Source organism: Leucobacter tenebrionis (genome assembly GCF_019884725.1).
In the GTDB taxonomy this organism is placed as follows: Bacteria; Actinomycetota; Actinomycetes; order Actinomycetales; family Microbacteriaceae; genus Leucobacter; species Leucobacter tenebrionis.
The window spans coordinates 992,462-1,007,330 of record NZ_CP082322.1; the positions used below are offsets into that span (position 1 = coordinate 992,462).

Annotated in this window: 12 protein-coding genes; 3 read left to right on the forward strand and 9 right to left on the reverse strand. The window is 69.4% G+C overall.

Features of this window, described 5'->3' with window-relative positions; genetic code table 11:
• Positions 1-80: 80 nt before the first annotated feature.
• Complete coding sequence (locus KVY00_RS04650; protein WP_255572764.1) at positions 81-1,073, forward strand: asparaginase domain-containing protein; 993 nt, start codon at positions 81-83, stop codon at positions 1,071-1,073.
• Between the two features lie 140 nt (positions 1,074-1,213).
• Here KVY00_RS04650 and KVY00_RS04655 read toward each other — a convergent pair whose 3' ends face one another.
• Positions 1,214-2,254 (reverse strand): glycerophosphodiester phosphodiesterase family protein, encoded by a 1,041-nt coding sequence (locus KVY00_RS04655; RefSeq protein WP_223044558.1) that lies wholly within the window; start codon positions 2,252-2,254, stop codon positions 1,214-1,216.
• A 137-nt stretch (positions 2,255-2,391) separates the two neighbouring features.
• Here KVY00_RS04655 and KVY00_RS04660 point away from each other — a divergent pair, with 137 nt between their 5' ends.
• The gene (locus KVY00_RS04660) at positions 2,392-3,246 is read left to right on the forward strand and encodes a Bax inhibitor-1/YccA family protein (protein WP_223044559.1); all 855 of its coding nucleotides are present in this window, start codon (positions 2,392-2,394) and stop codon (positions 3,244-3,246) included.
• Between the two features lie 567 nt (positions 3,247-3,813).
• Here the strand turns inward: KVY00_RS04660 and guaA are convergent.
• The 7 genes from guaA to KVY00_RS04695 all read right to left on the reverse strand — a co-directional run bounded on the left by guaA (position 3,814) and on the right by KVY00_RS04695 (position 12,260).
• On the reverse strand, positions 3,814-5,397 hold the full coding sequence (gene guaA / locus KVY00_RS04665) for a glutamine-hydrolyzing GMP synthase (protein WP_223044560.1): 1,584 nt from the start codon (positions 5,395-5,397) through the stop codon (positions 3,814-3,816).
• A gap of 57 nt (positions 5,398-5,454) precedes the next feature.
• Entirely contained in the window at positions 5,455-5,922 is a 468-nt protein-coding gene (locus KVY00_RS04670) for a DUF3817 domain-containing protein (RefSeq protein ID WP_223044561.1), read from the reverse strand.
• 63 nt (positions 5,923-5,985) lie between these two features.
• Complete coding sequence (locus tag KVY00_RS04675) at positions 5,986-6,792, reverse strand: SURF1 family protein (protein WP_223045187.1); 807 nt, start codon at positions 6,790-6,792, stop codon at positions 5,986-5,988.
• A gap of 195 nt (positions 6,793-6,987) precedes the next feature.
• A complete protein-coding gene (locus tag KVY00_RS04680; protein WP_223044562.1) occupies positions 6,988-8,109 on the reverse strand; it encodes a GuaB3 family IMP dehydrogenase-related protein in 1,122 nt (373 codons plus the stop codon).
• Between the two features lie 100 nt (positions 8,110-8,209).
• The gene (locus tag KVY00_RS04685; protein WP_223044563.1) at positions 8,210-9,826 is read right to left on the reverse strand and encodes a solute symporter family protein; all 1,617 of its coding nucleotides are present in this window, start codon (positions 9,824-9,826) and stop codon (positions 8,210-8,212) included.
• Complete coding sequence (locus KVY00_RS04690) at positions 9,823-10,233, reverse strand: DUF485 domain-containing protein (RefSeq protein WP_223044564.1); 411 nt, start codon at positions 10,231-10,233, stop codon at positions 9,823-9,825. The genes KVY00_RS04685 and KVY00_RS04690 overlap by 4 nt, the downstream gene beginning before the upstream one ends.
• Before the next feature lie 47 nt (positions 10,234-10,280).
• Entirely contained in the window at positions 10,281-12,260 is a 1,980-nt protein-coding gene (locus KVY00_RS04695) for an AMP-binding protein (RefSeq protein WP_305069216.1), read from the reverse strand.
• A 103-nt stretch (positions 12,261-12,363) separates the two neighbouring features.
• Here KVY00_RS04695 and KVY00_RS04700 point away from each other — a divergent pair, with 103 nt between their 5' ends.
• Positions 12,364-13,305, forward strand: coding sequence for a helix-turn-helix transcriptional regulator (locus tag KVY00_RS04700; RefSeq protein ID WP_223044565.1), 942 nt, complete (start codon positions 12,364-12,366; stop codon positions 13,303-13,305).
• Between the two features lie 60 nt (positions 13,306-13,365).
• On the opposite strand, the gene guaB is transcribed toward KVY00_RS04700, so the two are convergent.
• Positions 13,366-14,868 (reverse strand): IMP dehydrogenase, encoded by a 1,503-nt coding sequence (gene guaB, locus KVY00_RS04705; RefSeq protein ID WP_223044566.1) that lies wholly within the window; start codon positions 14,866-14,868, stop codon positions 13,366-13,368.
• Between the last annotated feature and the right edge of the window lies 1 nt (position 14,869).

Genomic DNA, 14,869 nt, shown 5'->3' on the forward strand with positions numbered 1-14,869 from the left:
CCTCGCCGAAACCGTCGGTCTCGCGAGGATCCGTCCTCACGTGTCCGCGCGTACGGGCGCACGTGCGGGAGAATGGGGGAATGGCTACTCCCAGCGTGCTCGTCTTCGCGACGGGCGGCACGATCGGCATGCACGAGACCGACGCGGGCCTGGCGTCCGATCCCGACTTCCCCGAGGTCCTCGAGCGACTCGTCGCCGGCATCTGCCGGCCCCTCCGCATCGAGGCCCGCATCAACCATCTGCTCCCCGCCATCGACAGCGCGAACGCCGACGCCGAGACCGCGCCGCGCATCGCCCGCGCGATCAGCGCTCGCGTGCGCACGCACAAGCCGCGGGGCGTCGTGATCCTGCACGGCACCGACACGCTCGCGCACACCGCGGCCAGGCTCGCCTTCGAGCTCTCCGGCATCGGCAGCCCCGTCGTGGTGACCGGCAGCCAGCTGCCCCACGGCGCGCCGCGCACCGACGCGGTCGACAATCTCACCCTCGCGATCCGCGCCTCGGTGAAGGCAGCGCCGCAGTCTCCCGTCTCCGTCGCATTCGGAGGCGCGATCCTCCCCGCGGTCCGAGCGGTCAAGCACGACAGCGTCTCGCTCTCCGCCTTCCGCGCCGAGCGCCCCCTCGCCCCGAACGCCGCGGGTGTGCCCGCGGCGCCCTCGGGTCAGGACTCCCCCGCCGCACCCGCGCGGGTGATCTCGTTCAGGTTCACCCCTGCCGTCACCGCGGCGGATCTGCGTGCCGCCGTCGGCGGTCGCCCCGACGGGCTCGTGCTCGAGTGCTACGGATCGGGCAATGCCCCCATGGCGCGGCCCGGCATGCTCGGCACGCTCCGGGAGGTCTGCGCGTCGATGCCGGTGGTCGCCGTCACCCAGTGCGCGACCGGAGGGGTGGATCTCGCCCGCTACGCGGTCGGGCGCGAGCTGGCAGCCGCCGGCACGATCGACGGATCCGACCTCACGCTCGAGGCCGCCGCCGCGAAGCTCGGATTCCTGCTCGACAGGGGGCACCGCGGTGCAGAGCTACGCAGCCTCATGGAGAGCAATCTCGTCGGCGAGCTGGTCCCGGACGCGTGACTCCGACGGTCCCCCGCCGACGGGGACCCCCACGCCTTCCGCCTTCGGACACCGATTCACCTTCCAGCACCGCGATCGAGCGAGACGAGGTGCTTTTACCTGAATCGGTGCCGCTGGATGGACCGAGCCGCTGCGTAGGGCTACCTCTGGGCGTCGCGGATCGCCACCCCGAGGTCGGGGTGATCCACGAAGACGCCGTCGACCCCGGAACCCACCAGCAGCCCGAACTCCCCCTGCCAGTCTCCCCACTCCGCGCCGCGCAGCGAAGTCTGATAGCGCACGTTGAGGTAGCGGTTCTCGGGCCTGAGCGTCCAGGTGTAGACGAGCAGGCCGCGCGCGTGCGCCCGCTCCACCAGGTCGGTCGCCCCCGTCGCGCGTCCCAGCGCGTTCACCCGGATCAGGTTGCCCTTTGCCACGCTGATCCCGTCGACCCTGCGTCGCCCGTCGCCGGCCCGCGCCGCGAGCAGATCGAGCCCGGCATCGCTGCGGTACCAGGCGAAACTGCGCCGCGGGGCGTCGCCCACCGGCTCATCCGCCGGCGATCCGAAGCGTTCGGCGAGGAACACGAGGTCGGCGCGCACGCCGGCGGCGCGCAGCCGATCCAGCACCCCGAGCTCGAACGACTCCACGACCAGGCGATCCGGCCGCTCATCCCACCCGGTCGCGGCCAGCTCGCCCATCAGGAGCTCGCCGAGGTCGTGACCGAGGCCCGCGAAATACGCGGCGTGCTTCACCTCGATGACCGCCCGCAGGGGCCGGCCCCTCCGAGCGCTCTCCTCGTCGACGATCGCGAGCATGTCGCGCAGCCGCAGGATCGGCTCAGCGCCGTCGAACTCCCGGTTGTCGGGCCGGACCCGCCCCAGACGCTCGATGCAGCGCAGGGTCGAGAGCTCCTGCCAGGTGAAATCCTCGGTGAACCAGCCGGTGAGACGCCGGCCGTCGACCGTCTTCGTCGTGCGTCGCGACACGAACTCGGGGCGCTGAGCCACATCCGTGGTGCCGGAGATCTCGTTCTCGTGCCGCACGACCAGCACGCCGTCGCGCGTCGCGACGATGTCGGGTTCCACGGCGTCGGCGCCGAGCTCGAACGCGAGGCGGTAAGACGAGGCGCTGTGCTCGGGCCGGTACCCGGGCGCACCCCGGTGGCCGATGATGAGGGGCGCAGGATCCGGGGTCTCCATGCGTCCCAGCCTATCCGCGCCGTATCGCCGATCCGCGCTGCGCGAACTCGCGCGAGGATCAGGCAGAGTCACAGCCCCGGAAGCCCCTTCTTCGTTAGGGTGGAAGAGACCCATACGCCAGGAAAGGATTCCGACGCATGAGCAACCCGGCTCTCAGCAACAACCCGGCACTCAACGGCAAGACCCTCACCGCTGACGAGCTGCGCCGCATCTACGATCAGCCCGCTGCGCAGACGCAGCGCCCCGGCATCGACGAACCCGTCACGCAGGCGGGCTTCGGCGGCGAGCAGCCGCCCGTCGTCACGCCCTCCGAGCGTCCCATGACCTACGAGAACACCATCTCGAAGACCATCGGGCTCTTCCTCATCGTGCTCGCGGGCGCCGCGGTCGGCTGGTTCATGCCGATCCTCATGCTCCCCGGCATGATCGTCGGCCTCGTGCTCGGCCTCGTCAACTCCTTCAAAAAGGAGCCGAGCGTTCCGCTCATCGTGCTGTACGCGGTGTTCCAGGGGCTCTTCCTCGGCGGCCTGTCCGGCCTCATGGAGGGCATGTACCCCGGCATCGTGACCCAGGCCCTGATCGGCACCTTCGCCGTGTTCGGCGTCACCATGCTGCTGTTCCGCAGCGGCAAGGTCCGCACGAGCCCCCGCATGACCAAGATCGTGCTCATCGCGATGGTGGGCTACCTCGTGTTCTCGCTCATCAACGTCGGCATGATGATTTTCGGATCAGGCGATGTCGCGCAGTCCGCCTGGGGCATGCGCACCGGCATCGAGGTGTTCGGCATCCCCCTCGGGATCATCGTGGGCGTGCTCGCCGTGTTCCTCGCCGCGTACTCGCTGGTCATGGACTTCGAGCTGATCCAGAACGGCGTGCAGCGGCGCGTGCCCGAGAAGTGGGGTTGGACGGCGGCCTTCGGCCTCATGGTTACCCTGATCTGGCTGTACGTGGAGATCCTGCGCATCCTCGCGATCCTGCGCGGCAACGACTGATCCGTCTCCGATAGGCAGAGCGAAGGCCCGGACCGTGCGGTCCGGGCCTTCGTGCATCCGCCAGGCTTCGTTCCTCGGGTCCTGTTCGGTTCCTCGGGCCCGGCTCCGTTCCCCGGGTTCCCCAGGCCCGGTTCCGTTCCCCGGGTCCGGCTCCGTTCCCCGGGCCCGGTTCCGTTCCCCGGGTCCGTATTTCGGAGCTCACCGTTGCTTCGGATCGATTCACGCGATCTCATCCGAATTTGCGGTGTGATCCGAAGTACGGGACGGCCGGATCGGGGCCGGAAGCCGGATCGGGATCCGTCCGGCAAGCGCAACAGAAAAGCCCGGCCGAGGCCGGGCTCTCCTGCGCTACGCCGAGGCGCTCACTCCCAAGCGCCCGCTGCCGCGTTCGCGTGCCACACAGTGCTCATCCCGAGCGGGAGTGAGCTGCTGCGCGGCTAGCATCCTCCGTGCTTCGCACGTCGGCTGAGCGTGAGGCGCGCTCAGCGGCAACGCCGCGCAAAGCTCCGCTTTGCCTTCAGCGGCTGGCCGCCCCCTCGATCGAGCGGGAGTGAGCTGCTGCGCGGCTCACTCCCACTCGATGGTCCCCGGAGGCTTCGAGGTGACGTCGAGCACGACTCGGTTGACCTCGGGCACCTGGTTGGTGATGCGGTTCGAGATGCGGGCGAGCACCTCGTAGGGCACGCGGGTCCAGTCGGCCGTCATCGCGTCCTCCGAGGAGACCGGGCGCAGCACGATCGGGTGCCCGTAGGTGCGGCCGTCGCCCTGCACTCCCACCGAGCGCACGTCGGCGAGCAGCACGACGGGGCACTGCCAGATCTCGGAGTCCAGGCCGGCCGCCGTCAGCTCCTCGCGCGCGATCGCATCCGCGGCGCGCAGCGTCTCGAGGCGATCCCGGGTCACCTCGCCCACGATGCGGATGCCGAGACCGGGGCCTGGGAACGGCTGGCGACCGACGATCGCCTCGGGGATGCCGAGCTCGCGCCCGATCTCGCGCACCTCGTCCTTGAAGAGGGTGCGCAGCGGCTCGATCAGCTCGAAGTCGAGGTCGTCGGGCAGGCCGCCGACGTTGTGGTGCGACTTGATGTTCGCGGTGCCCGAGCCGCCGCCCGACTCGACCACATCGGGGTAGAGCGTGCCCTGCACGAGGAACTTCACCTTCTCGCCCTCGGCCTTGGCCTCGGCGACGAGGTCGAGCTGCACCTTCTCGAAGGCGCGGATGAACTCGCGCCCGATGATCTTGCGCTTCTCCTCGGGATCGGTGACGCCTTCGAGGTGCCCGAGGAAGACGTCGGCCGCGTCGACCGTGATGAGCTTCACGCCGGTCGACGCCACGTAATCGCGCTCGACCTGCTCGCGCTCCCCCTGACGCAGCAGGCCGTGGTCGACGAAGACCGCGGTGAGCTGGTCGCCGATGGCCTTGTGCACGAGTGCGGTCGAGACGGCGGAGTCGACGCCGCCCGAGAGCGCCGAGATGACCCGCGCGTCGCCGACCTGGGCGCGGATGCGCTCGACCTGCTCGGCGATCACGTTGCCCGCGTTCCAATCGGCGGGGATCTCCGCCACGTGGTGCAGGAAGTTCTCGAGGATGCGCTGGCCGTGGTCGGAGTGCTTCACCTCGGGGTGCCACTGCACGCCGTAGAGCTTGCGCTCGGGCGAGCCGAACGCCGCCACCGGGGTGACCGCAGTGCGCGCAAGCACCTCGAATCCCTCGGGGGCCTGCTGCACGGCGTCGCCGTGGCTCATCCAGACGTTCTGCTTCTCGGGCTGGCCGCCCAGGATCGCGCCGCCGTCTCCGATGATCTGCGCCTCGACGCCGCCGTACTCGCGGTCGCCCGTGTTACCGACGGTGCCGCCGAGAGTGTGCGCCATGATCTGGAACCCGTAGCAGATGCCGAGCATCGGGATGCCGAGTTCGAAGATCGCGGGGTCGAACTGCGGCGCCCCCTCCTCGTAGACGGAGGACGGGCCGCCCGACATCACGATGCCGAGAGGCTGCCTGGCCTCGACCTCGGCCGCGGTGATGCTGTGCGGCACGAGCTCCGAGTACACGCCGGCCTCGCGCACCCGACGAGCGATCAGCTGCGCGTACTGCGCGCCGAAGTCGACCACGAGGACCGGACGGTGATCCGTATCTGACTGTTCTGCCATTGCAGGCCTTTCAGGGATTGATGGAACGCGCCGTCGGCGCGATCCTGGGATAGAAGTCTAGTGAAGCGGCGCTTCCGCGGCAGGTGCGGCCTCGGCCTCGCGGGCCTCGAGGAAGGCATCCACCTCGCGCACGATGCGAGCCTCCAGGAAGAACGACATGAACGGGATCACGCCGCCGAGCGCGATGAGGATGAAGCGCCAGAAGTTCCAGCGCATCGGGCTCCACAGCATGAAGTCGGAGACGAGGTAGATCACGTAGAACCAGCCGTGGGCGATGAGGATCGCCTTGAACAGGTCGAAGCCCTGCGGCAGGAAGTCGGCCTCCACTCCCTCGGGGGCCAGCGGGTAGAAGTGCGCGAAGCCGTCGGGGGTGAACAGGAAGAGCTGCACGTTGAAGGCGTACTTCATGACCATCACGGCCACGAGCAGGAGCAGCATGACGCCCGTGATCACCGAGGTGACCTTGTAGAAGCTCAAGGCCTTGCGAATGCGCGGGTAGTCGGACGGCTTGGGCTGCAGTTGCATGGGTTCCATTCTATCGAGTCGTTCCCTGAGCTTGGCGAAGGAAGCGGGGGTCCGCTGGCGGACTCAGCGGGCCGCCTCCGCGTCCGCCGCCTGAAGCAGTTTGAGTTCGTGCTCCTTCTCCCAGGCGTCGCGCGTGAGGCGGTACCAGAGGAAGAGCGCGAAGCCCGCGAACACGATCCACTCGACGCCGTAGAAGATGTTGAGCCAGTTCACGGTCTCCGCGGGCAGCGGCGCGACCGAGTCGACGGGGTCGAGCCCGGCCTCGGCGAGCAGCGGCTCGGCGGCCCCCGAGTCGTGCATCACGAGATAGCCGGAGTAGACGGGGCTGTCGACGCCGGTCCAGACGTTCGCGAGGAAGGCCGGGATCATGGTGTGCATCACCTGCGGGTCCTCGCCCGCCTTCGGCACCTGCGGCCCCTCGGGAGGCATGAAGCGCCCTTCGATGGTGCGCGGCTCGGAGAACTCGGGATCCGCCTCGAGCTTCTCGATCGCCCGCTCCGCGGCGGCCTCGTCCGCAGCCCAGCCGATCGCGACGGCGAGGTGCGCGCCCGGAGCGGCGTCGGGCGCCTCGGTCACGAGGTGACCGACCACCCAGGCTCCGGTCTGCCCGTCGTTGACGCGCGGGGACACGACGCGCGAGTCTCCGCGGACGAAGGCTCCGTCGAGGTGCACCACCACGCCGGCTCCCTCGTCGGTGACTCCGACGAGGGTGTCAGAGGCTTCCTGGAGGGGGCGCGGCGTCTCGGTGTCGACCTCCTCGACGGCGGCGTTGCGCACAGCGCTGTCCATCTGCCACTGCCCCAGCCACGCGAAGACGGAGGCCACGATCATGGCGAACACGAGAGCGAGGATCCAGCGCGGCCTGCGCATCACGCGCCCGAGCGTGGGCTCGCCCAGGTACTCGGGGCGTTTCGACCGCTGCGGCGGGTCCGTTCGCGCGGATGCAGACGCAGACGCGGACGCAGACGACCGTGAATCCGGTTGCATCGGCTGAGCGGACTGCCGACCCGGGTCGGGCGAGTCCGGTGAGGGGGGCTGGGTCGAAGACAACTGCCTCGCGGCCCCCTAGCGCTCTGCGTGCACGACGTCGACGCGCTGGAACTCCTTGAGCTCCGAGTAGCCCGTCGTCGCCATCGCCCGACGCAAAGCGCCGATCAGGTTGGCGCTGCCGTCGGCGACGTGCGCCGGCCCGTTCACGATCTCTGCGAGCGGCGCCACCGGCGCGACGCGCATGCGCCTCCCCCGCGGCAGATCCTCGTGGTGCGCCTCCTGCCCCCAGTGCCACCCGCGGCCCGGGGCATCGGACGCCTTCGCGAGGGCGGCGCCCAGCATCACGGCGTCGGCGCCGCAGGCCATCGCCTTGATGAGGTCGCCCGAGGTGCCGAGGCCGCCGTCGGCGATCACGTGCACGTAACGGCCGCCCGACTCGTCGAGGTAGTCGCTGCGCGCCCCGGCGATATCGGCGATCGCGGTCGCCATGGGGGCGCGGATTCCGAGCGTCGCGCGGGTGGTCGAGGACGCGCCGCCGCCGAACCCGACGAGCACGCCGGCGGCGCCGGTGCGCATGAGGTGGAGGGCCGACTGATAGGTGGCCGCTCCGCCGACGATGACGGGCACGTCGAGCTCGTAGATGAACTGCTTGAGGTTGAGGGGCTCGAGCCCCTCCTTCGCCACGTGCTCGGCGGAGACGGTGTTGCCGCGGATCACGAACAGGTCGACGCCGGCGTTCACCACCGTGTCCGTGAACTCCGCGGTGCGATGCGGCGAGAGCGCGCCCGCCACGGTCACCCCGGCGTCGCGGATCTCGCCCAGGCGGGCGGTGATGAGCTCGGGGCGGATCGGCGCGGCGTAGAGCTCGCGCATGCGGTGCACGGCCCGCACCTCGTCCTCGATGCCCGCGAGTTCGGCGAGCAGCGGCTCGGGATCCTCGTGCCGGGTCCAGAGGCCCTCGAGGTTGAGCACGCCCAGGCCGCCGAGACGCCCGAGCTCGATGGCCGTGGCGGGCGACATGACCGAGTCCATCGGCGCGCCGAGCACCGGGATGTCGAAGTGGAAGGCGTCGATCGACCACGAAGTCGAGACGAGCTCGGGGTCGCGGGTGCGCCGGGTCGGCACGATGCCGATCTCGTCGAAGGTGTACACGCGGCGGGCGCGCTTGCCCCGCCCGATCTCGATCTCGTTGCTCACCCTCCCAGTCTACCGGGCCTCTCCTGTGCGGCGTCCCCGACCGGAACGGTTCGGGGCGACGGGCGGCCGAAGCCGTCCGCCGCCCCTGCGCTTCAGCGACTCAGTGCTGCACGGGCGGCTCCGCGCCGTGGCCGGTGAGCGCGCGCACCTCCATCTCGGCGGCCAGCTTCTTCGACTCTCGCCCGGAGTCGGTGATCGAGCCCAGCCATCCGAGCAGGAAGCCGAGCGGGATCGAGATGATGCCCGGGTTCTTCAGCGGGATGAAGGCGAAGTCCACGCCGTCGCCCAGCATCGCGGTGGGATCGCCGGAGACCACCGGCGAGAATGCGATCAGCAGCACGGCGGAGATCAGTCCGCCCAGCATCGACCACACGGCTCCGCGGGTGGTGAACCGGCTCCAGAACAGCGAGTAGAGGATCGTCGGCAGGTTCGCGGAGGCGGCGACCGCGAAGGCGAGCGCCACGAGGAACGCGATGTTCTGCCCCTGCACGCCGATGCCGCCGAGGATCGCGGCCGCGCCGATCACGAGGGTCGTGATCTTCGCGACCCGCACCTCCTGCTTCGCCGACGCCTGCCCCCGCTTCATCACGCTGTTGTAGATGTCGTGAGCGAACGAGGCCGACGCCGTGATGGTGAGGCCGGCGACCACCGCGAGGATCGTGGCGAACGCCACCGCCGAGATGAAGCCGAGCAGCAGCGGGCCGCCGAGGTGGAGCGCGAGCAGCGGCGCGGCCGAGTTCTGCCCGCCCGGGGCATTCGCGATGGTCTCGGGGCCGACGAGCGCCGCGGCGCCGTACCCCAGCACCAGCGTGAACAGGTAGAAGACGCCGATCAGCCAGATCGCCCACACGACCGAGCGCCGCGCCTCCTTCGCCGTCGGCACCGTGTAGAAGCGCATCAGCACGTGCGGCAGGCCGGCGGTGCCGAGCACCAGGGCGAGCGCGAGCGATACGAAGTCGATCGGATTCGCCCCGTACTGCAGACCGGGGGCAAGGATCGCCGTACCGTTCGTGTTCTCGGGGTTGTTCACGGCTGCGTCGAGCACGGCCCCGAAGTTGAATCCGTTGAGCGCGAGCACCCAGACGGTCATCGCGCAGGCACCGGCGATCAGCAGCACGGCCTTGATGATCTGCACCCAGGTGGTGCCCTTCATGCCTCCGATGAGCACGTAGAAGATCATCACGACACCGACCACCGCGATGACGAGCGACTGGCCCAGCTTGTCGTCGATCCCGAGCAGCAGCGACACGAGACCGCCCGCTCCCGCCATCTGCGCGAGCAGGTAGAAGAAGCACACCGCGAGCGTCGTGAGCGCTGCTGCCATGCGCACCGGCTTCTGCCGCAGTCGGAACGACAGCACGTCGGCCATCGTGAACTTGGCGGTGTTGCGCATGAGCTCGGCGACGAGCAGCAGCGCTACGAGCCACGCGACGAGGAACCCGATCGAGTACAGGAAGCCGTCGTAGCCGTTGATGGCGATCGCCCCGCAGATGCCGAGGAACGACGCCGCCGAGAGGTAGTCCCCGGCGATCGCGAGGCCGTTCTGTCTCCCGGAGAACGAGCGACCGCCCGCGTAGAAGTCGGCCGCGCTCTTGTTGTTGCGGCTGGCGCGGATCACGATCACCATCGTCACCGCGACGAAGGCGAGGAAGATGCCGATGTTCAGCACAGGGTTCTGCTGACCCGCCTCCTGGAAGTGGAAGATCGTGGTATTCATCGCGCGCCTCCCTCGGTGTCGGTCGGATCGTCATCGGTGCGTCGGCCGATCGAGCCGCCGCTCGCGGAGCGCTCGATATCCTCGAGCTCGGCACGCAGCGCGACGGTGGCGGGATCGAGCCGCTTGTTGGCGAACGATACGTACCACATGGTGATGCCGAAGGTCGTGATGAACTGCGCCAGGCCGAGCCACAGCCCGACGTTCAAACCGAGCAGGGGCTGCGCCATGAACTCGTGGGCGTACGCGGCGAGCACGACGTACAGCAGGAACCAGATCATGAACGCCGCTGCGAGCGGGAACACGAAGCGCCGGAACCGGTGCTTGTACTCCTGGAACTCGGGTCGCCCCTGGAATGCTTCGTAGTCGATGGGGGTGGTTTCCTCGAACCCCCGGGGTTCATTGGACATGGGGCCTCCTTGCCTCATGGGAATTGCGGAACACGGGAGAGGATCGCTCAGCGCGGCACCGGCACCGCCTGCGTCGGCGGTGCCGACACCGTGCCGCCGAGCGCCTCGATCAGGGCGTCGATGACGGTGGGATCCTCGATGGTAGCGGGCACGCGGTACTCCTCGCCGTCCACGATCTGCCGGATGGTCTTGCGCAGGATCTTGCCCGAGCGGGTCTTCGGCAGCCGGTCCACCACGGTCACGTCGCGGAACGCCGCGACGGGCCCGATGTGCTCGCGCACCATCCGCACCAGTTCGGCGGCGAGATCCTCGCGCACGACGTCCTCGCCGTGTTTGAGCGTGACGAATCCCGCGGCCCGCTGCCCCTTGAGCTCGTCGTGCACGCCGATCACGGCGCACTCCGCGACCGCCGGGTGGCGCGTCAGCACCTCTTCCAGCGATCCCGTCGAGAGCCGGTGCCCGGCGACGTTGATCACGTCGTCGGTGCGGCCCATGACGAAGAGATAGCCGTCCTCGTCGTAGTACCCGGCGTCGCCGGTCGCGTAGTAGCCGGGGAACGCCGAAAGGTAGGAGTCGACGAAGCGCTGCTCGCTGCCCCAGATACCGAGCAGCGCACCCGGCGCGAGCGGCAGTTTGATAGCGATATTGCCCTCGACTCCGGGAGCCGTGACGTCGTCGCCCTTCGAGTCGACGATGCGCACGTCGAATCCGGGCATCGGTACGGAGGTCGACCCGGCCTTGGCGGGCAGCGTCTCGATGCCCAACGGGTTCGCGCAGATCATCCAACCGGTCTCCGTCTGCCACCAGTGGTCCACCACCGGAACTCCGAGGCCGTCGTTGATCCAGTGCCAGGTCTCGGGATCCATCCGCTCCCCCGCCAGGTAGATCGCTCGCAGCGACGACAGGTCGTACCCCGCGAGCTCCTCGAGCTCGGGATCCTCGCGCCGGATCGCACGGAGCGCCGTCGGGGCCGTGGAGAGGATCTTCGCCCCGTAGCTCGAGAGGATGCGCCAGAAGGCCCCGGGATCCGGGGTGCCCACCGGCTTGCCCTCGTAGAGCACCGTCGTACCGCCCGCGAGCAGCGGGCCGTAGACGATGAACGAGTGCCCGACCACCCATCCGACGTCGGACGCCGTGAAGATCGTGTCGCCCGGCCCGAAGTCGTAGATGTTGCGCATCGCCCAGCTGAGGCCCACGGCGTATCCGCCGCTGTCGCGCACGACGCCCTTCGGGCTGCCCGTGGTGCCCGAGGTATAGAGGATGTAGAGCGGGTCCTCCGAGCGCACGGGCACGGGATCCGCCGGCACCGCGGCCTCCTCGAGAGCCGCCCAGTCGTACCAGGCGATCTCGCGTTCGCCGGCGAAGTCGGCCGCCGAGCCCGGCACCGCCTCGCGGTCGCGGACGATCACGGACTCCACCCCCGAAGCCTGCCCGCCCGCGATCTCGAGCGCCCGCTGCACGAGCGGCAGGTACTCCACCGTGCGATTCGGTTCGAGGCCGCCCGAGGCGGTGACGATGACCCGCGGTCTCGCGTCGACGATCCGCACCGCCAGCTCGTTCGCGGCGAAGCCACCGAACACGACCGAGTGGATGGCGCCGATGCGCGCGCAGGCCAGCATGGCCACGACCGCCTCCGGCGTCATCGGCAGGTAGATCAGCACGCGGTCGCCCGCCGCGACGCCACGCTCCCGCAGCACGCCGGCGAAGCGCGCCACCCGATCGCGGAGGTGCTCGTAGCTGATGGCAGCCCGAGTGCCCGTCATCGCGGAGTCGTAGATCAGCGCGGTCTCGGCGCCCCGGCCCGCATCGACATGGCGGTCGAGCGCGTTGTAGCAGACGTTCAGGGTGCCGTCGGGAAACCAGCGCCACTCGCTCGGGCTGCGCTCATCGAGCGCGCGGGTCGGCGCGGTGTCCCACGACACGCTCTCGGCCGCCTCCAACCAGAAGCCCTCGCGATCCGCGATGCTCCTCGCGTAGACATCGGGGTAGCGCGTTCCCGGCCTATGGATCGATGTTGCTGTGCTCACTCATTTCTCCTTTGAAATCCCGCGACGACCTCGTCGCTGTGTGCGTGGATTAGGCTATTGAGCACAGGAGTTCAGGCAATACCCTCGAAAGTTGGTAGTCCCGATGCAGCGACTGAATCCACAAGAGCACCAGAGCCTGCTCGAACTCGCCGTTGCCGAATTCGCCGCGTCGACGGGGTTCCCCCTGGCATTCGGCGGGTTCGAATCGCGCGGATCGGCGACCGTCACGGCGATCACCGGCCACCGCACCCTGAGCCTTCGCGGGCTCTGCGTGCAGACCGGACGCGGTCTCGGCGGCCGGGCGATGGCCGAGTGCCGACCGCGCCTGACCATGGACTATCAGCACTCGCGGCACATCACCCACGACTACGACGCCCAGGTGCTCGGCGAGGGCATCGTGACGCTCTTCGCGTTCCCCGTGCTCGTCGACGGCATCCCTCGCGCGGTGCTCTACGGAGGCGCGCGCGAGGGAACCCTCGCCGGTGCCGAGTTCGCGCAGTCCGCGGCGGCGGTCAGCGCCGAGTTCGCGCGGGAGATCAAGATGCAGGACGAGATCGAGCGGCGCGCCGCACGTCTCGCGGCGCGGCTCACCGCGGAGCGGGAATCACGTGGGTTGCCCGGCCCTGCGCTCGAGGCGCTGCGCAGCAGCCACGCCGAGTTGCGAAGCATCGCCGCGGCCGTACCCGATCCGGCGCTCCGGGCGCGCATCGCAGAGGTCGAACGCAGGCTCGCCTCGCTCGACGCTGAACCGGGTCGCTCCCGCGCGGACCGGCCCTCGGGCGCGGTCGAGACCCCGAGCGGATCGGAGGCGTCCGTGAGGTCACGGACGCCGTGCTCGGACAGCGAGCCGGTGAAGCTGACGGCCCGCGAACTCGACGTGATCTCCCACGCCGCGCTCGGCAGCACCAACGCCGAGATCGGTCGCGCCCTCGGTCTCACCGAGAGCACCATCAAGAGCTATCTCAAGACGGCCATGGCGAAGCTCGAGGCATCCACCCGCCACGCCGCGGTGTCCGCAGCACGCATGCAGGGGCTGATCCCCTGACCGGGAATCAGCCCCGAGCGAGCTATTCCGTCATCCTGCGCGAAGTCGCAGGATCTCGGCCTAGCGCTTGTAGTTGGGCGCCTCGACCACCATCTGCACGTCGTGCGGATGGCTCTCCTTGAGGCCCGCCGAGGTGATACGCACGAACTCGCCGCGCTGCTTGAGCTCCTCCACCGAACGCGCCCCCACGTAGAACATCGACTGGCGCAGGCCGCCGATCATCTGGTGGGTGACGGCGCCGACGGGGCCGCGGTAGGGCACCTGGCCCTCGATGCCCTCGGGGATCAGCTTCTCGTCGCTCGGCACGTCGGCCTGGAAGTAGCGGTCCTTCGAGTACGAGGTGCGCTCGCCGCGCGTCTGCAGCGCTCCCAGCGACCCCATGCCGCGATAGTTCTTGTACTGCTTGCCGCCGACGAACACCAGATCGCCGGGGCTCTCGTCGGTGCCCGCCAGCAGCGACCCCATCATCACCGAGGAGGCGCCCGCCACGAGCGCCTTCGCGATGTCGCCCGAGTACTGCAGACCGCCGTCGGCGATCACCGGGATGCCCGCGGGCGTGACGGCCTTCGCCGCCTCGTAGACCGCCGTCACCTGAGGCACACCCACGCCCGCGATGACGCGGGTGGTGCAGATCGAACCGGGCCCCACGCCGACCTTGACCGCGTCGGCGCCCGCATCGGCGATCGCCTTCGCGCCCGCGTAGGTCGCCACGTTGCCGCCGATCACATCGACGCCCGCGAAGGCCGGATCGCTCTTGATCCTGGCGATGATGTCGAGCACGCCCTTACTATCGCCGTTGGCGGTGTCGACCACCAGCACATCGACCCCGGCGTCGAGCAGCGCGCCTGCGCGCTTCCACGCATCACCGAAGAACCCGACCGCCGCGCCCACACGCAGACGGCCCGCGTCGTCCTTCGTGGCGAGCGGGTACTGCTCCTCCTTGTCGAAGTCCTTGACCGTGATGAGACCGGTCAGACGGCCCTCGTCGTCGACCAGGGGGAGCTTCTCGATCTTGTGCTTGCGGAAGATCGCCGCTGCGTCGTCGCGCGAGATGCCCACCGGTCCGGTGATGAGCGGCATCTTCGTCATCGCCTCGGCCACTCGCACCTGCGAGCGATCCTTCGGGTCGATGAAGCGCATGTCGCGGTTCGTGATGATGCCGAGCAGTACGCCGTTCGAGTCGACGACCGGGAGACCCGACACCCGGTACTCGCCGCAGAGCGCGTCGACCTCGGCCACGGTCGCATCGACCGAGGTGGTCACCGGGTTGGTGATCATGCCGGCCTCGCTGCGCTTGACCCGATCCACCATCTCGGCCTGATCCTGAATCGACAGATTGCGGTGCAGGATGCCCAGGCCGCCGTTGCGGGCCATGGCGACCGCCATGCGGGTCTCGGTCACCGTGTCCATGGCTGCCGAGATCAGCGGGATGTTCAGGCGGATCCGGCGCGTGAGCTGAGTCGAGGTATCGGCCTCGCTCGGGATGACGTCGGTGTGCGCGGGAAGCAGCAGCACATCGTCGTAGGTCAGACCGGTGAACGCGAAGGGATCACGCTGTTCCATG